The 17224-nt window shown below is 73.4% G+C and carries 13 protein-coding genes and 1 tRNA gene; 11 read left to right on the forward strand and 3 right to left on the reverse strand.

Features of this window, described 5'->3' with window-relative positions; all coding sequences use genetic code 11:
* The first annotated feature begins 249 nt into the window (after nt 1-249).
* From OG904_RS19800 to OG904_RS19820, 5 genes are all read left to right on the forward strand, one after another.
* Nucleotides 250-1035 carry an SDR family NAD(P)-dependent oxidoreductase gene (locus tag OG904_RS19800; protein WP_405492763.1) on the forward strand — a complete coding sequence of 262 codons (786 nt, stop codon included), beginning with the start codon at nt 250-252 and terminating at the stop codon, nt 1033-1035.
* An 89-nt stretch (nt 1036-1124) separates the two neighbouring features.
* Nucleotides 1125-2063 carry an aromatase/cyclase gene (locus tag OG904_RS19805; protein WP_405492765.1) on the forward strand — a complete coding sequence of 313 codons (939 nt, stop codon included), beginning with the start codon at nt 1125-1127 and terminating at the stop codon, nt 2061-2063.
* Nucleotides 2056-3714, forward strand: a complete 1659-nt coding sequence (locus OG904_RS19810; protein WP_405492767.1) for a class I adenylate-forming enzyme family protein — start codon at nt 2056-2058, stop codon at nt 3712-3714. Before OG904_RS19805 ends, OG904_RS19810 begins: the two co-directional genes overlap by 8 nt.
* The gene (locus OG904_RS19815; RefSeq protein WP_405492769.1) at nt 3711-4466 is read left to right on the forward strand and encodes an SDR family oxidoreductase; all 756 of its coding nucleotides are present in this window, start codon (nt 3711-3713) and stop codon (nt 4464-4466) included. The genes OG904_RS19810 and OG904_RS19815 overlap by 4 nt, the downstream gene beginning before the upstream one ends.
* Before the next feature lie 82 nt (nt 4467-4548).
* Entirely contained in the window at nt 4549-5790 is a 1242-nt protein-coding gene (locus OG904_RS19820; RefSeq protein WP_405492771.1) for an FAD-dependent monooxygenase, read from the forward strand.
* 496 nt (nt 5791-6286) lie between these two features.
* Here OG904_RS19820 and OG904_RS19825 read toward each other — a convergent pair whose 3' ends face one another.
* Nucleotides 6287-8491, reverse strand: coding sequence for an MMPL family transporter (locus OG904_RS19825; RefSeq protein WP_405492773.1), 2205 nt, complete (start codon nt 8489-8491; stop codon nt 6287-6289).
* Between the two features lie 228 nt (nt 8492-8719).
* On the opposite strand from OG904_RS19825, the gene OG904_RS19830 reads away from it, so the two are divergent.
* Nucleotides 8720-10342, forward strand: coding sequence for an acyl-CoA carboxylase subunit beta (locus tag OG904_RS19830; protein ID WP_405492775.1), 1623 nt, complete (start codon nt 8720-8722; stop codon nt 10340-10342).
* Between the two features lie 5 nt (nt 10343-10347).
* The gene (locus OG904_RS19835) at nt 10348-10542 is read left to right on the forward strand and encodes an acyl-CoA carboxylase subunit epsilon (RefSeq protein ID WP_405492777.1); all 195 of its coding nucleotides are present in this window, start codon (nt 10348-10350) and stop codon (nt 10540-10542) included.
* A gap of 179 nt (nt 10543-10721) precedes the next feature.
* Here the strand turns inward: OG904_RS19835 and OG904_RS19840 are convergent.
* Nucleotides 10722-10794 (reverse strand) — tRNA-Arg (locus tag OG904_RS19840).
* Nucleotides 10795-11126: 332 nt separating this feature from the next.
* On the opposite strand from OG904_RS19840, the gene OG904_RS19845 reads away from it, so the two are divergent.
* From OG904_RS19845 to OG904_RS19860, 4 genes are all read left to right on the forward strand, one after another.
* Nucleotides 11127-12743, forward strand: a complete 1617-nt coding sequence (locus OG904_RS19845; RefSeq protein WP_405492779.1) for a dynamin family protein — start codon at nt 11127-11129, stop codon at nt 12741-12743.
* 4 nt (nt 12744-12747) lie between these two features.
* Nucleotides 12748-14574: a GTPase gene (locus tag OG904_RS19850; RefSeq protein ID WP_405492781.1), complete on the forward strand. Its 1827-nt coding sequence runs from the start codon at nt 12748-12750 to the stop codon at nt 14572-14574.
* A gap of 135 nt (nt 14575-14709) precedes the next feature.
* Nucleotides 14710-15117 carry a single-stranded DNA-binding protein gene (locus tag OG904_RS19855; RefSeq protein ID WP_405492783.1) on the forward strand — a complete coding sequence of 136 codons (408 nt, stop codon included), beginning with the start codon at nt 14710-14712 and terminating at the stop codon, nt 15115-15117.
* 74 nt (nt 15118-15191) lie between these two features.
* On the forward strand, nt 15192-16442 hold the full coding sequence (locus OG904_RS19860; RefSeq protein ID WP_405498131.1) for a thioester domain-containing protein: 1251 nt from the start codon (nt 15192-15194) through the stop codon (nt 16440-16442).
* 8 nt (nt 16443-16450) lie between these two features.
* Here OG904_RS19860 and OG904_RS19865 read toward each other — a convergent pair whose 3' ends face one another.
* Nucleotides 16451-17176, reverse strand: a complete 726-nt coding sequence (locus tag OG904_RS19865; RefSeq protein WP_405492785.1) for a hypothetical protein — start codon at nt 17174-17176, stop codon at nt 16451-16453.
* Between the last annotated feature and the right edge of the window lie 48 nt (nt 17177-17224).

Here is a 17224-nt window from a genome sequence, read left to right on the forward strand (position 1 = left end):
CCCGGTGGTGTGCGGAGCCGGCACCGTTGCCGGGCTCGCTTGTCTTCCACGGATCGTGGGCCCCGCGCCTCGCGCTCCTCTCGACTGCCGGTCGATCCCCGTACGCCCTTTCGCGGCCCGTCCCGCCCCGTGCCGGTCCCCGTCCCCGTCCAGCGCCCCTCGATCGGCGTTCGAGACCGAACGCCGATGCTCCGAACGGGTTTTCAACCAGAAGTCCAACCGACAAGCACATCGAGAGGAGCGCCGGACATGACGGGCAAGGAGCAGAAGGTCGCGCTGATCACCGGGGCGACCAGCGGTATCGGTCTCGCGTCCGCCCGCGCCCTGGGCGGCGCCGGCCTGAGCGTCTTCATCTGCGCGCGCAGCGCCGAGAGCGTGGAGCTCACGGTGAAGCAGCTGCGCGAGGAGGGCTTCGACGCCGACGGCACGACCGCGGACGTGCGCAGCGCCGAGAGCGTCAAGGCCCTGGTGGACGCGGCCGTGGAGCGTTTCGGCCGGGTCGACGTCCTGGTCAACAACGCGGGCCGGTCCGGCGGCGGTGTCACCGCGGACCTCGACGACGAGCTGTGGGACGACGTCCTGGCCACCAACCTCACCTCCGTCTTCCTCCTGACCCGCGCCGTGCTGCGCCAGGGCGGCGTACGGGAGCGCGGCTGGGGCCGCATCATCAACATCGCCTCCACGGCGGGCAAGCAGGGCGTCGTCCTCGGCGCCCCGTACTCGGCGTCCAAGCACGGCGTGGTCGGCTTCACCAAGGCACTGGGCAACGAGCTGGCGCCCACCGGCATCACCGTGAACGCGGTCTGCCCCGGCTACGTCGAGACGCCGATGGCCCAGCGGGTCCGCCAGGGCTACGCCGCGGCCTACGACACCTCCGAGGACGCGATCCTCCAGAAGTTCCAGTCCAAGATCCCGCTCGGGCGCTACTCCACCCCCGAGGAGGTCGCGGGTCTGGTCGGCTACCTCGCCACCGACACCGCCGCCTCCATCACCGCGCAGGCCCTCAACGTCTGCGGCGGCCTCGGCAACTTCTGACGCGTCCGGCGCTCCGCGTCCCGCGCCGTCCGTCCGCACCCGATTGCGTCACTCCGCACCACCACGCCCCGAAACAAGGAGAGTTCACGATGACCGTTCGCGAGGTCGAGCACGAGATCACGGTGCAGGCCCCCGCCACCGAGGTCTACCGGCTGATAGCCGAGGTGACCAACTGGCCGCTGATCTTCCCGCCGAGCGTCTACGTCGACCACGTCGAGCGGGGCGAGCGCGAGGAGCGCATCCGCATCTGGGCGACCGCCAACGGCACTGCCAAGAACTGGACTTCGCTCCGCACCCTGGACCCCGAGGCGCTGCGCATCAGCTTCCGTCAGGAGGTCTCCGCCGCGCCGGTCGCCGCCATGGGCGGTACGTGGATCATCGAGCCGCTCGGCGCGGACAGTGCCAGGGTCCGCCTGCTGCACGACTACCGGGCCGTCGACGACGACCCGGAGTCGCTGAAGTGGATCGACGAGGCCGTCGACCGCAACAGCCGCTCCGAGCTCAACGCCCTCAAGGTCAACGTCGAGCGGGCCACCCACGAGGCCGAGCTGACCTTCTCCTTCGAGGACACCGTGCGCATCGCCGGCGAGGCCAAGGACGTCTACGACTTCCTGAACGAGGCCGGCCTGTGGACCGAACGGCTCCCGCACGTCAAGCGCGTGGAGCTGACCGAGGAGACGCCGGGTCTGCAGACCCTGGAGATGGACACCCTCGCCAAGGACGGCTCCGCCCACACCACCAAGTCCATCCGGGTCTGCTTCCCGCACGAGGCCATCGCGTACAAGCAGATCACCCTGCCCGCGCTGCTGCTCCTGCACACCGGCCGGTGGACCCTCGTCGAGGACGGCGACGGCGTGCTCGCCACCTCGCAGCACACCTGCATCCTCAACACCGAGAACATCACCAAGATCCTGGGTCCCGACGCCGGTGTCGACCGGGCCCGCGAGTTCGTCACGGGCGCCCTCAGCACCAACTCCCGCGCCACCCTGGGACACGCCAAGGACTTCGCGGAGGCCCGTCGTGGCTGACGCCACCACCCGCCTCGACGACCTGGTGGCCGAGGCGGCCCGGGCCCACCCGGGCCGCACCGCCATCACGGCGGGGGCGCGGAGCCTGGACTTCGCCACCCTGGAGGCACAGGTCGAGGCGACCGCGGGCGCCCTGCGCGGGCTGCTGCCCGAGCCGGGCGCGGCGGTCGCCGTCTCCTCCGTCCTGGACCCCGACTTCGCCGTCGCCTACTACGCCGCCGTCCGCGCGGGCCTGGTCACCGCCGTCGTCAACCCGCTGCTGCGCGAAGAGGGCCTGCTGCACGTGCTCTCCCTGTGCGAGGCGCGCGTGGCCCTCGTCGACGCCGGGCTGTACGCGCGGCTGCTGCCGCTCCGCAAGAAGCTGCCCCACCTGCGCCACATCGTGCTGATCGGCCCGGCTGCCGGGCCCGCATCGGCATCGGCATCGGCTTCCGCTTCCGCATCCGCATCCGCATCCGCATCCGTAGACACGGACCCGGACCCGGCGCCGCCCGTACGGACCCTGGCCGAGCTCGTCGGTGCGGCGGACGGCGCTGCCCCGGCGGACCCCGCCGCCCGCCCCGGCCCCGACGACGTGGCCTGCGTACAGTTCACGAGCGGCACCACCGGACTGCCCAAGGGCGTCCGGCTGACCCACCGCAACGTCACCACCAATGCCGCGCAGGTCGCCGAGGCACACCTGCTGGACAGCGGGTCGGTCGCGGTCAACCACCTGCCGACGTACCACCCGATGCACCTCAACTCCGCGGTGCGCGCGGGCGCCACCCAGGTCCTGTGCCTGGCGCCCGACCCCGTGGACGCCGTCCACGAGGCCAACCGTTCGGGCGCGACGCACCTCTACAGCCTTCCCGTGCGCCTGGCCCGGCTGGCCACCGCCCCCGTCCCGGACGGACTGGAACTGACCAGCGTGCGGTACGTGGCCTCGGGCGGCTCGGCGCTCGCCCCGGCGGCGGCCCGGGCCCTCACCGAGCGGTTCGGCGTCCCGGTCTTCCAGGGCTACGGGCTCGCGGAGACCTCCCCGCTGACCCACAGCGACGACCCGCGCAGTCCGGCCCACGGCTCGGTGGGCCGCCCGGTCCGGGACACCGAGTGCCGGATCGTGGACACCGAGTCCTGGTCGGTGCTGCCGCAAGGCGCCACCGGCGAGGTGCAGTTGCGGGGCCCGCAGGTGATGAAGGGCTACATCGGCCGTCCGGACGGCTCCGAGACCGATGCCAACGGCTGGTTCACCACCGGGGACGTGGGCCGGATCGACGAGAGCGGCCGGCTGTTCGTGGTGGACCGGCTGCGCGACGTCTTCAAGTGCGACAACTTCCTCGTCGCGCCCTCGGAGATCGAGCAGGTCGCCGCCCGCCACCCGCGGGTGCGCGAGGTGGTCGTCGTCGGCCTGCCCGACGAGCGGCACGGCGCGGTCGCCGCGGCCCTGGTGGTCCTCACCGCCGAGGGGCGGGCCGACGCCGACGCGACGGTCGGCGACCTCGTCTCGTACGTGTCCGCGCGCGTCCCCTACTACCAGCACGTCCACCACGTGGAGCTGGTCGATGCCATCGAGCGTTCCGGGAACGGCAAGATCCAGCGCCGGCTGCTCCGGGACGACCTCGTGGCCCGGCTCGCGGCCACCCCTGCGCACAAGGAGGCGGTCGCACCATGACCACGCTGGAAGGTGCCTTCACGGGCAAGGTGGCCGTCGTCACCGGGGCGACCCGCGGCGTCGGCCTCGCCGTGGCCCGCACGCTCTGCGCCGCGGGCGCCCGGGTCATCGTCAACTGGGCGCACAGCGAGGCCGACGCCGACAGCGCGGTCCAGGAACTGTCCGGGCTCAAGGGCGAGGCCTTCGCGGTACGGGCCGACGTGACCCGGGCCGAGGAGCTGACCGGACTCCTGGACCGGGTGCGCGCCGAGCACGGCGGGATCGACGTGTTCGTGCACAGCGCGGCCTCCTGGCACCCCTCGCCCGCGGTGGGCGCCGACCCGGCCCATGTCCGCGCGGACATCGCCGCGGGCATCGACCCGCTGCTCACCGCGGCGCCCCTGCTCGCCCGGGCGATGGAGGGCCGCGGCGGCCGCATCGTGGCCGTCTCCAGCAGCGGTGCGCGCTCGGTGATCCCGCACTACGTCGGCCAGGGCGTGGCCAAGGCGGCACTCGAGAGCCTGGTGCGCTACCTGGCCGTGGAGCTCGCGGGCCGCGGCATCACGGTGAACGCCGTCGCCACCGCCAAGATCGACAAGGGTGCGGCAACGCCGAACCCGCAGGCCGCCGCCGCCCTGGCGGCCCGCACCCCGGCCGGCCGCCTCACCACCCCCCAGGACGTCGCGGACGTCGTGTCCCTGCTGTGCACCGACGAGGCCCGCTGGATCCACGGCCAGGTCATCACCGCGGACGGCGGCCTCGGGCTGCTCTGAGCCCCCCGGGCTCCGGGCCCCCGGCACTCCACCCGGGCCGAACGTCCCGGGGAGAGAAGGAGAGAGAAGGAGAGACAGGACGATGACAGCCGAGGACGAAGTCACCACCGACATCTGCATCGTGGGCGCGGGCCCGGCGGGCCTGGTGCTCGCGCTGCTGCTCGTACGGTCGGGCGTGCGGGTCGCCGTGGTCGAGAAGCACGGCGCCGGGCAGCGGGAGTTCCGCGGGGAGATCCTCCAGCCGGGCGCCATGCGGCTCCTCGACGAGCTCGGAGTCCTCGCCGGGGCCCGTGCCCGGGGCTGCCACGAGCACGCCCGGTTCCGGCTCGTGGAGCAGGACCGGGTGCTGCTCGACATCGACTACCGGGCGCTGCCGGCCCCGTACGACCACCTGCTGAGCATTCCGCAGGCCCACGTGCTGGACGAACTGCTGCTGCACCTGGAGAAGTACGAGAACTTCACCCACCTCGACCGGCGCCGGGTCTCCGGGCTGGTGCGCGAGGACGGCGTGGTGCGCGGAGTGCGGGCGGACGGCGCGGGCGGGCCGGTCGTGGTCCGCGCCCGGGCCGTGGTCGGCGCCGACGGCCGCTTTTCCAAGACCCGCCAGCTCGCCGGCATCGACGCCGGCCGCACCGAGGCGTTCGACCTGGACGTCCTGTGGTTCAAGCTCCGCTCCGACGAGGCGCCGCCCCCCGGCGGGCTGCGGGACGTACGGGTGTTCCGCTCCGGATCCAGCCCCGTCCTCGCCTACGACTCCTTCCCCGACCGGATCCAGGTCGGCTGGACCCTGCCGCACAAGGGCTACCAGCAGGTGGTCACCCAGGGGTTCGAGCACGTGCGCTCCGAACTCTCCCGCGCGGTGCCCCCGTACGCCGACCTGATCCACGAGCAGATCAACTCGTTCAAGGACGTGAGCCTGCTCGACGTGTTCTCCGGCCGCGCCGAACGCTGGGCCACCGACGGCCTGCTGCTGATCGGGGACGCGGCCCACACGCACAGCCCGATCGGCGCGCAGGGCATCAACCTGGCGGTGCAGGACGCGGTCCTCGCCCACCCGATCCTGGTCGGCGCGGTGCGCGGACAGGACGCGAGCGCGGGCGTCCTGGGCGAGTTCGAACGCCGGCGGGCCCCCGACATCGCCCGGATGGCGCGGCTGCAGAGCGTGCAGAGCCGCGCGATGCTCTCGACGGGAACCTTCGCCACCCGGGTGCGCCCCAGGCTCGCGGGCGTGGTGCGCCACACCCCGCTCTACCGCAAGATCCTCGACACGATCGCGTACGGCAACAAGTCCATCCGGATCGACGGGGACCTGCTCGTCGACTGACGCCGTACCGTGCGCGCCCGGCCTGAAGGCCCGAACCCCTTGCTCGACACGGGGTTCGGGCCTTCTTCGCGTTCGCCGGGGTGTCCTGCTCGAGATGCTCGGGGGCACCCTCGGCCTGATCGTGGTGACCACCGCGGCCCGGCGAATCGTCCAGGACCTCGTCCAGGACCTCGTCCAGGACCTCGTCCAGGACCTCGTCCAGGACCTCGTCCAGGACCTCGACCCGGCCGGCGGCCCGGTCATGCCGGTGCGGCCCGTCGCCCGCACCCTGCAGTACGCGGTCCCGCGCGAGGACCCGGGCGCGGCCACCACGACCGCCACCTCCTTCCGCACCCTCGGCCGGTCCTCCGGCGCGGCCGTGTCCGGCGCGATCCGCTCGGCCCGGCGGGCAGGTGCGCACCGCGTCGAGCAGCTCCCGGGACCGCGGGCGCGCCGCATACGGCGAAGGTCCCGGCCCCCCTTCCGGGGGCCGGGACCTTCGCCGTGTCGCGCGGGGTCAGGCGCGGTCTCCCGCCCCCACCGGCTCGCGCCGGTCCGCCGCGGCGGCCGCCGGCTCCTCGGCCGGCTCCACCGCCACGTGCGGCAGCGCCCGGTCGAGCCAGGCGGGCAGCCACCAGTTGGCCCGGCCCAGTACGTGCATCAGCGCGGGCACCAGGACCGTCCGCAGGACGAAGGCGTCCATCGCGACGGCGCCCGCGAGCCCGATCCCGAACATCGCCATCTGCCGCTCGCCGTTGAGGACGAACGCGCTGAAGACGCAGATCATGATGACGGCCGCGGAGTTGATGACGCGGCTGGTCTCGGCCAGGCCGACCCGAACCGCGCGGGCGTTGTCACCGGAGTGCACCCACTCCTCGTGCATGCGGCTGACCAGGAACACCTGGTAGTCCATCGACAGTCCGAAGAGCAGCGACAGCATGATCATGGGCAGGAAGGACTCGATGGGCCCGGCCCGGCCCGCGGCGACCGCCTCACCGCCCCAGCCCCACTGGAACAGCGCCACCAGCAGGCCGAACGAGGCGGCCGCGGCGATGAGGTTCATCAGCGCCGCCGTCAGCGGGACCACGACCGACCGGAAGGCGAGCAGCAGCAGGACGAAGCCGAGCGCCACGATCACGCCGATGAACAGCGGCAGCCGGTGCTCGAGGACCGTCGCGAAGTCCTTGAACAGGGCGGTCTGGCCGCCGACGTGCGCGCGCAGCGTCGTACCGCGCTCGACGGGAGGGATGACGTCGGAGCGCAGCCGGTCGATGAGCGCGTCCGTCTCCTCGGCCTGCGGCGAGGTGGTCGGCACCACGCGCACCAGGCCGACCGTGGCGTCCGGGGCCGCGGGCACGGCCACGACCTCGGCGACGCCCGGGACCTCCTTCAGCTTGAGCACCAGGGTGCTCAGGGCCGCGTGGTCGGCGGCGGCCGGGGTCTCGGCGACGATGGTCAGCGGGCCGTTGAAGCCGGGGCCGAACCCGTCGGCGAGCAGGTCGTAGGCCTTGCGCGTGGTGGTCGTGTCCGGGTTGTTGCCCTGGTCGGAGGAGCCGAGGCGCAGTGAGAGGGTGGGCAGCGAGATGGCCGCCATCACCAGCAGGGCGAGTACCGCCAGCGGCCACGGGCGCTTCTGCACCAGGGCGGACCAGCGGGCGGCGGCGCCGCCCGTCCCGGCCGCCACGGGCCCGTCGGCGGCGAGCCGGCGGCGCTGGCGACGGCTGAGGACGCGCATGCGCAGGATCCCGAGGAGCGCGGGGAGCAGGGTGATCGAGGCGGCCACGGTGAGCACCACGGTGAGCGCGGAGCCGATGGCCACGCCGTTGAGGAACTTGAGCCGCATCGTGAACATGCCGAGCAGCGCGACGCACACGGTGCCGCCCGCGAACACCACGGCCCGGCCCGAGGTGTTGACCGCGCGGACCGCGGCCTCCTCCGGGTCGAGCCCCTGGAGCAGGCCCTTGCGGTGCCGGGTGACCACGAAGAGCGCGTAGTCGATGCCCACGCCCAGGCCGACGAGGGTGGCGAGGATCGAGGAGAGGTCGGCCATGGTGATGACGTGGCTCAGCAGTCCGATGACCGAGATGGCGGTGCCGACGCCGAAGATCGCAGTGATGAGGGGCAGGAGCATCCCGAACAGCGAGCCGAAGGCGAGGAACAGCACGACGGCGGCGGCGACCACGCCGACGAGTTCGGCGGTGTGCCCGCCCTCCTCCTCCGCGAGGTTGATGGCGTCACCGCCGGCCTCGACCTGGAGACCGGTGCCCTGTCCCGCGGACCTGGCCGTGGCGACGAACTCCTTCATCTGTTCGGCGGTGAGCTTCTCCCCGCTCTTGGAGAAGGTGACGGGCGCGTACGCGGTCCGGCCGTCGGCGCTGATCTGCGTGGCACCGGCCTCGTCGAAGGGGCTGGCGACGGCCGCCACGTCGGGCAGCTTGCCCAGGTCGGCGAGCATCCGCTCGACGCGCTCCTTGGGGGCGGCGTCCCGTACGGAGCCCTCGCGGACGTGCCAGACGATGGTGTCGGTCTCACCGTTCTGGTTCGGGAACGCCTTGTCGAGCAGTTTCAGGGCGCGGGCGGAATCGCTGTCGGGGAGGTTGAAGTCGTTGGCGAACCTGTTTCCCAGCGCGGAGGAGGCGCTGGTGGCGGAGACGAGGAGGACTAACCACAGCAGGACGACCGACCAGCGGTGTCGGAAGCACCAGCGTGCGAGTGCGGACATGGCCAAAGGCCCTTTCGGTCAACGGACACGGCAGTGGATCCAGGTTCGCGGTACGCGGTGGAGGGGTCCCCGTGCCCCGCTCGCGTACCGGTCGGGTCCGGCCTGAGCCGGCCGGAGCGGGTCCGCACGCCCGGAATTCGAGGTTTCCTCAAGGGGCCGGGGACAGTCTGCGCGGCCACTGATCCGTTGGTGACGTCACCGACCCGCCATCGAGAAGGGACCTTGCGGATGAGCATCATCGAAGACACTCCGCTGACGGCCGCCGCCTGGCCGCAGGACGAACAGATACCGGACGGGCCGCCGCAGATGACGCGGCGGCTCGGCGAACTGATGGACCTGCGTGCCCGGATCCACGCGGGGCCCAGCGCGAAGGCCACCGAGGCGCAGCACGCCAAGGGCAAGCTCACCGCTCGCGAGCGTCTGGAACTCCTCTTCGACGAGGGTGGGTTCACCGAGGTCGAGCCGTTCAGGCGGCACCGGGCGACCGGCTTCGGCCTGGAGGACAAGCGCCACTACACAGACGGCGTCATCGTCGGCTGGGGGCAGGTCCACGGCCGTACGGTCTTCGCCTACGCCCACGACTTCCGGGTGTTCGGCGGCGCGCTCGGCGAGGCGCACGCCCAGAAGATCCACAAGATCATGGACCTGGCGGCCTCCGCGGGGGCCCCGATCGTCGGTCTGTGCGACGGCGCGGGCGCCCGCATCCAGGAGGGCGTCACCGCCCTCGCCGGATACGGCGGCATCTTCCAGCGCAACGTGCGCAACTCCGGGGTGATCCCGCAGATCAGCGTGATCATGGGACCCTGCGCCGGTGGCGCGGCGTACTCGCCCGCGCTCACCGACTTCGTGTTCATGGTCCGCGGCACCTCGCAGATGTTCATCACCGGCCCGGACGTCATCCAGGCCGTCACCGGCGAGGTGATCTCCCAGGACGCCCTGGGCGGGGCCGACGCCCACGCCGCCACCTCGGGCGTGGCCCACTTCGCGTACGACGACGAGGAGACCTGCCTGGAGGAAGTCCGCTTCCTGCTCTCGCTGCTGCCCTCCAACAACCGTGAACTGCCGCCCGCCACCGCCTCGTCCGACCCGGCCGACCGCCGCACCGACGCCCTGCTCGACCTGGTCCCGGCGGACCCCAACCGGGCGTACGACATGCGGGCGGTCATCGCGGAGATCGTCGACGACGGCGAGTCCTTCGAGGTCCATCAGGAGTGGGCGCACAGCGTCATCTGCGCGCTGGCCCGCCTCGACGGCCAGGTCGTCGGCATCGTCGCCAACCAGCCGGCCGCCTTCGCCGGGGTCCTGGACATCAAGAGCAGTGAGAAGGCGGCCCGGTTCGTGCAGCTCTGCGACGCCTTCAACATCCCGCTGGTCACCCTCGTGGACGTGCCCGGCTTCCTGCCCGGCGTCGACCAGGAGCACGGCGGCATCATCCGGCACGGCGCCAAACTCCTGTACGCGTACTGCAACGCCACCGTCCCGCGCATCCAGTTGATCCTGCGCAAGGCGTACGGCGGCGCGTACATCGTCATGGACTCCCGTTCCATCGGCGCCGACATCTCCCTGGCCTGGCCGGCCAACGAGATCGCCGTCATGGGCGCCGAGGCCGCGGCCAACGTGGTCTTCCGGCGGGAGATCGCCCAGGCCGAGGACCCCGAGGCCACCCGCCAGCAGCTCGTCAAGGAGTACAAGACCGAACTGATGCACCCCTATTACGCGGCCGAGCGCGGCCTCGTCGACGATGTCATCGACCCGGGCGAGACCCGTGCGCGGCTCGTCGACGCCCTCGCGGTGCTGCGGCGCAAGGACACGCAGCTGCCGCGCCGCAAGCACGGGAACCAGCCCCAGTGAGCGGGGTGGACACGGACCCCTTCCTGCGGGTCCTGAGCGGAACCCCGACCCCGGCGGAGCTGGCGGCGGTCGTCACGGCCCTCCTCGCCCTCACCGGCGCCTCCGGCGCCGCACCCCTGCCGGGCCGCGAGCCGGCCCCCGCTCCCGTCTGGACGCTCCCGGAGGGCACGTCCCGCCCGGAGGTCTCCTGGACGACGTGAAGCGGCGCGGCGGAGGGGGTGACCCCCGGGCGCGGCGCCGCAAGGAGCGGCGCCCGGCCCGCCCCGCGTCCACGGGCCCCTCCGGGGCTTACGGCAGCGCTACGCAGGTCGCGCTAGTGTGCCCCTGACCTGCACGAAAGCCCTCCGCAGGGGAGGGCTTCGGGGTGGTGCGTGAAGAGTGCCCCCGGCAGGACTCGAACCTGCGGCCAAGTGCTTAGAAGGCACCTGCTCTATCCACTGAGCTACGGGGGCCGGAAGGTGGCCGTGGTGGCCTGGAGCCCCGGGGTGGGGGTGGGACTGCGGTCCGTGCCGGGTCAAGGATAGGGCTCCGGTTGCCTTGTCCCGGTTGCTTCACCCGCGTGCCACGATGTGGAGGTTCGGTGAAGCGGTCCCGATAATCGCAGGCAGGTGCGATTCTCGCACCGCTTTTGCGTCGTGGCGCCCTGGGTGTTGTGCACTCGTTATGCCTGCGCCCCACTCGTCCGCTCTGTCCAGGATGTGCCACCGGAGTCGCGGTCGGCGCGCAGAGGACGTATAAGCTTCAAAAATGCTCCTAAATTGGGCATTCTTCGCATGTGGTGACCTTGGATGTTCGGCCTCAGCTGCTCGATGCCCTGTCCGCCCTGCGCGACCGGGTCGCGTCCGTGCGTCTGCCGCTGCCCCTGCCCGGCGCCCCCCGCGCCCGCCAGACCAGAGCGGAGCTGCTCGCGCAGCTCGACGACTATCTCGTACCCCGGCTGAAGGCGCCGGAGGCGCCGCTGCTCGCTGTCGTCGGCGGGTCCACCGGAGCCGGTAAGTCCACCCTCGTCAACTCCCTCGTGGGGCGCCAAGTGAGTGAAGCAGGCGTCCTGCGACCCACGACGCGCACCCCCGTCCTCGTCTGCCATCCGGATGATCATCACTGGTTCGCCGGGGTGCGGGTGCTGCCCGATCTGATGCGCGTCTGGGCTCCCCAGGGCGACGAGGACCCCGCCCCGTCCACCCGCAGGACCCCCCACCGGCACGGCGGCGACCAGGGGCACGCCACCCGCGAACTGCGGATCGAGACCGTCTCCACCCTGCCCCGGGGCCTCGCCATCCTGGACGCCCCCGACATCGACTCCCTCGTGGTCGACAACCGGACGCTCGCCGCGGAACTCATCTGCGCCGCCGACGTCTGGGTCATGGTCACCACCGCCTCGCGGTACGCGGACGCCGTCCCCTGGCACCTCCTGCGCACCGCGAAGCAGTACAAGGCCACCCTCGTCACCGTCCTCGACCGGGTCCCGCACCAGGTGCTCGCCGAGGTCTCCCGGCAGTACGGAGCCCTGCTCACCCGGGCCGGGCTGGGCGAGGTACCCCGCTTCACCGTCCCCGAACTGCCCGAATCGGCCGGCGGCGGCGGGCTGCTGCCCGCCAGCGCGGTGGCGCCGCTGTTCGCCTGGCTGGCCCACCACGCCCAGGACCCGGCCGCCCGGCAGTACGCCGTCGGGCGCACCGCCCTCGGCGCGCTCGACTCCCTCGGGCGCCGGATGCCGGAGCTCGCCTCGGCCGTCGCCGCCCAGCACGCAGCCGCCGTACGGCTGACCTTCGCCGTCGAGGACGCGTACAAACGGGAGGGCAAGCGGGTCCGCGCCCGCCTCGACCGGGGCGCCGTACTCGCCGGGGACGCGCTGACCCGCTGGCGCGGCTACCCCCTCGACACCAGCGCCGACGAACTGCTCGACTCCCTCGCCGAATCCCTCGCCGCTCTGCTCCAGTGCGCCGTCGCCGCCGCCGACGAGCGGATCGCCGACGCCTGGCGGCGCGAGCCCGCCGCGGGAGCCGTCGCCCTGCCCGCCCCCGACCGCGAAGCGGCGGAACGTATCGGCATGGCCGTACGGCGCTGGCGGCGCGTACTGGAGGAACTCGCCGAGGAAGAGGTCGCACGGCTCGACAAGCAGCCCGCACCCGACCCCGACGGGGTCGCCGCCCTGCTGGTCGCGGCCCTCCTCGGCGGCAAGCGGGCCCGCCCGGCGGGGGAGAAGCTCGCCGAGCGGATCGGAGTACAGGTCGCCGTACGCCTGCGCGACCGGGGCGGCGAGCTCGTCGCCGAACACCTCGACCAGGTGCTGCGCGCCGAACGCGACCGCCGGCTCGCCCCGATCGAAGCGCTCGAAGTGAGCCCGGAACCCCAGGCCGAGCTGATCGCCGCCCTGTCCGTACTGCAGAAGGAGAGGTGACGCGGTGACCGCCTTGACAGACCGGACCGACGATCGCTGGGACGACGGACTCATCGCGCGCTCGCGCCCCCGGGTCGCCGACGACGACTGGCCCGCGACCGACGGGGAGGAGAGCGACGAAGCACTCGTCCGGGCGGTCTCCGGCGCCGGAAGCGACGGCGGCAAGGCCCCCGCGCCCCCGCTCAGCCCCGAGGCACAGGCCCTGCGCGTCCGCCTCGACGCGCTGCGCCAGCTCATCGGACTGTCCCGGACCCGGATCCTCGACGGCAAGACCCTCGCCGAAGCCGGACGGGTCCTGGACGAGGCGGCGGCCCGCCGCGGACTCTCGGCCCAGCACACGGTCGTCGCCATCGCCGGAGCCACCGGAAGCGGCAAGTCCACGCTCTTCAACTCACTCGCCGGAGTGCAGATCTCCGAAACCGGGCTGCGCAGGCCGACCACCGCCGCACCCATCGCGTGCAGCTGGTCCGACGGCGCCGCGGGACTGCTCGACCGGCTGGAGATCCCCGGACGGCTGCGCCGCCGGCCCCGCGAGACCTCCGAGGCCGAAGTGCTGCGCGGAATGGTCCTCGTGGACCTGCCCGACCTGGACTCGGCCGTCGGAGCGCACCGCGAACACGTGGACCGGGTACTGGCGCTCGTCGACGCGGTCGTATGGGTGGTCGACCCGGAGAAGTACGCGGACGCCGTCCTGCACGAGCGCTACCTGCGCCCGCTGGCCGGGCACGCCGAGGTGACCTTCGTCGTGCTGAACCAGGTGGACCGGCTGCCCGGGGAAGCCGCCGACCTCGTCCTGGACGACCTGCGCCGGCTCCTCGACGACGACGGGATCGCCCTCGGCGAGCACGACGAACCCGGAGCCACCGTCCTCGGGATTTCCGCCCTTACGGGTGAAGGCGTCGGGGAACTTCGCGAGATGCTCGGACAGTTCACCCAGGAGAAGGGCGCCGCCACCCGCCGCATCTCGGCCGATGTGGACAGGGCCGCCGCCCGGCTGCGCCCGCTCTACGTCGCCGACGGCCACACCGGGCCGGAGATCGGCGAGACGGCGCGCGCCGAGTTCGAGGACCGGCTCGCCGAGGCGGTCGGCGCGTTCGCGGCCGGGCTCGCCGCCGAACGCGCCTGGCGGCGCAACGCAGGCAAAGCCTGCGGGACCCCCTGGCTGCGCCTGTGGCGCTGGTACGAGAGCCGGCGCGCCCCGCGCTCACTGGCCGGACTGGCCGCCCTCGCGGCCATCGGGCGCTCCGCGACGGCCGCCGAAGTGCCGGTCGAGGAGGAGGTGACGGCCCGCCAGCGGGTGGAACAGGCCGTACGGACCGTCGCCGACGAGGCGGTCCGCGGTCTGCCCGACCCCTGGGCGCAGGCCGTACGGGAGACCGCGGTCCGCGGCGCCGAACGGCTCCCGGAGGCACTGGACGAGATCGCGGTGACCCTCGGCGCGGCGATCGCGGTACCCAGCACCAGACCGCCGAGGCCCTCGTGGTGGCCGGCGGCGGTGCTGGCACAGGCCGCCATGACCCTGCTCCAGATCTTCGGCGGACTGTGGCTGGTCGGGCAGATCGCCGGAGTCCTGGAGCCCAGCCTGATGCCGCCGGTGCTGCTGATGCTGGCGGGCATCATCGGCGGGCCGCTCGTCGAGTGGGCCTGCTCGATCGGGGCCCGTGGCCCGGCGAGGCGGTACGGGCAGGACGCGGAGCGCCGGCTGCGGCAGGCCGCGGCCGGCTGCGGGCGGGCCCGGGTGCTGGAGCCGGTGGCGGCGGAGCTGCTGCGCTACCGGGAGGTCCGCGAGCAGTACGCGACGGTGGCGAAGTTGTCCACAAGCCGTCACTGATCCACAGGCCCAGGCAGGTTCCCGCGGTCCGGGCCAGCATGGCCGTACCCCGTCCGGATGGTCCGGACGGGTACGGAACGCGGACCCCGCCATGCGCCGTCCGGCGCGCGGCAGGGCCCCGGGAGGACGGCCGGGATGAACGACACCCAGGTGACGCTGGTGGGTTACGTGGCCACCCAGATCGACTACAAGGACACGCCGAGCGGCCCGGCGGCCCGCTTCCGCTTCGCGGTCACCCCGAGGTACTACGACCGGAAGAAGGAAGCCTGGGCGGACGCGGCCACCAGCTTCTACACGGTGTGGGCCCGGCGCGGCCTCGCCGTGAACCTCGCCGGCTCCGTTTCCGTCGGCGAACCGCTGGTGGTCCACGGACGGCTGCGGGTGCGCGAGGATCCGCCCGACGGGGAGGGGAACCGCTGGTTCTCGGCGGACATCGACGCGACCGCCATCGGGCACGACCTGAACCGTGGCACGGCGGCCTTCAGGCGGGTCGTCAGGACGGACACTCCGCTGATGGGCACTCAGAAGGCGGCGGTGGTCTGAGTGTTCGAGGAAGCTAGGATTCCACGGTACTCACGGGCACTTGGGCCTCCGGCCCTAAGGGGAAGACTGTGTCGATTGCCGTTCCCGCACCCTCCGCTCCTGCTCCCGCCGTCCAACCCGCGGCCGTACGGGGCTGCGCACGGCGGCCGATCGCGGGGGCGCTGCTCGCCGCCGCGCTGGCCGCGGCGCCGGGCACGGTGGCTGCCGCCGCCACCGGAACCGGTCCGGCCGCGACCCGGGCACCGGAGGGCGCGAGCGCCGTGCTGGACGGGCTGAAGACGTACGGGCAGGCCGTCCTGCGCGGCACGGACGGCTCCGTGCGGCAGATCCCGGCCGGGCTGTACGAGATGCGGGTCGACGGCGGCGGCATGCTCCAGACGTACGGAGTCGGCATCACGGGCAACGCACAGCCCCAGGCCCGGTACAGCGAGAGCGGGTGGAGCGGCACGACGCTCGGCGGGAACGCCGAGGCGGGCCGGATCCGCTGGGTCCTGGAACACTCCTATCCCCAGCTGAACGACCTGGCCGGGCTCGCCAAGGCGGCCGGAGCCGCCGGGCTCACCGCGGAGAGCGCGGCGGCCGGGACCCAGGTGGCGATCTGGCGGCTGGCCGAGGGCGTGCGGGTGGAGGCCGTCGACCCGCAGGCGGAGAAGCTGGCCGACTACCTCCAGCGGGCGGCGGGCCGGCTGCCGGAGCCGCCGGCCTCCCTGGCGGTGGATCCCGGCGAGGTGTCGGGGCCGCTGGGCACCCGGATCGGGCCGGTCACCGTACGGACGGGAGCGCACAGCGTGAGCGTGACCCCGGACGCGGCGGCCGCGGCCATGGGGGTGCGGGTGGTGGACGCCGAGGGGCGACCGGTCACGGTCGCCGCCAACGGCGCCGAGCTGTTCTTCGAGGTGCCGGCGGGGACGCCGGACGGCAGCGCCGAGATCACCCTGCGCGGGTCCACCCGGGTACCGGTGGGGCGGGTCTTCACCAGCGGGGTCCCGGCGCAGGTCCAGATCGTGGCCGGCTCCAGCGAATCCGCCACGGTGGCCACGGCCACGGGCACGTGGCCGCGGGTCCCCTCCGCCCAGCGGGTCGACGCCGCGGGCCAGGGCACGGCGATGAAGGCGCTGGGCGCACTGTCGGCGCCGGCCGCCCCCGCGGCGGGCCCGGACGCCCCGGAGGAGCGGCTGGCCTCCAGCGGCAGCTCGGCGGCCACCCCCGTGATCGCCTCCCTGGCGGTGGGCCTGGTCGTCCTGGGCGGCCTGGTCGTCCTCCTCCTGCGCAAACGCCCCCTGGAGGACACCCCCACCCCCAGCCAGGGCCCGAACCAGGAGTAGCCGCTCCGCTACGACCCCGACCCCGACCCCGACCCCGGCACCGGCCCCGACCCCGACCCCGGCACCGGCCCCGACCCCGACCCCGGCACCGACCCCGACCCCGGCACCGACCCCGACCCCGGCCCCGGCCCTGGGGCCGGGGTGCGCGCCGCCGGCAGCGCCGCGTCCACGGCGGGAGCCGCCGGCGGCACAGCGTCCACGCCCAGGTCGGCCCGCATCACGCCCCGCATGCCCGTCCAGCCCTCCGTGAGCCGCAGGAGCTCGGCGTGGATCTCCTCGAAGGATCCGCCCGGTGCCGGATCGCCCTCCTCCAGCCGCATCGTCCGCCGGTATGCCTCCGACAGCGCCACCGTCATCAGGTCCAGCTCCGCGAGCACCGCCGCGGAAGCGATCATCTGGGCCTCGGCGAAAGCGGCGTGGTGCGCGTTGCGGGCCTCCTCCACGGCCGCCCGCTCCTGCGGAGTGACCTGCGCCTTGTGCACGAGCCACAGGAAGTACATGAGGGCGATCCGATACCGCCGGTACGCCGCGTTCGACGCCGCGTAGCAGACCCGCCTGCGGGCCAGCTCCGCCAGCTCCTGCTCCCGCAGCCACCGCGCGTGCGCCACCCGCTGCTCACGGTCGAACTGCGCCGCCTGCACCCGGGCCATCATCCGCTGCGACAGCACGGTCGCCAGCAGCGTCCCGGCCACCCCCACGACGGCGGCGCCCAGCGCGATCAGCCCGTTGTCCACACTTCCCCCGCCCCCCGCCGCGGCCCCCCGGCCGCCGCCCGTCAACGC

It is taken from the genome of Streptomyces sp. NBC_00096 (genome assembly GCF_045041305.1).
Classification (GTDB): domain Bacteria; phylum Actinomycetota; class Actinomycetes; order Streptomycetales; family Streptomycetaceae; genus Streptomyces.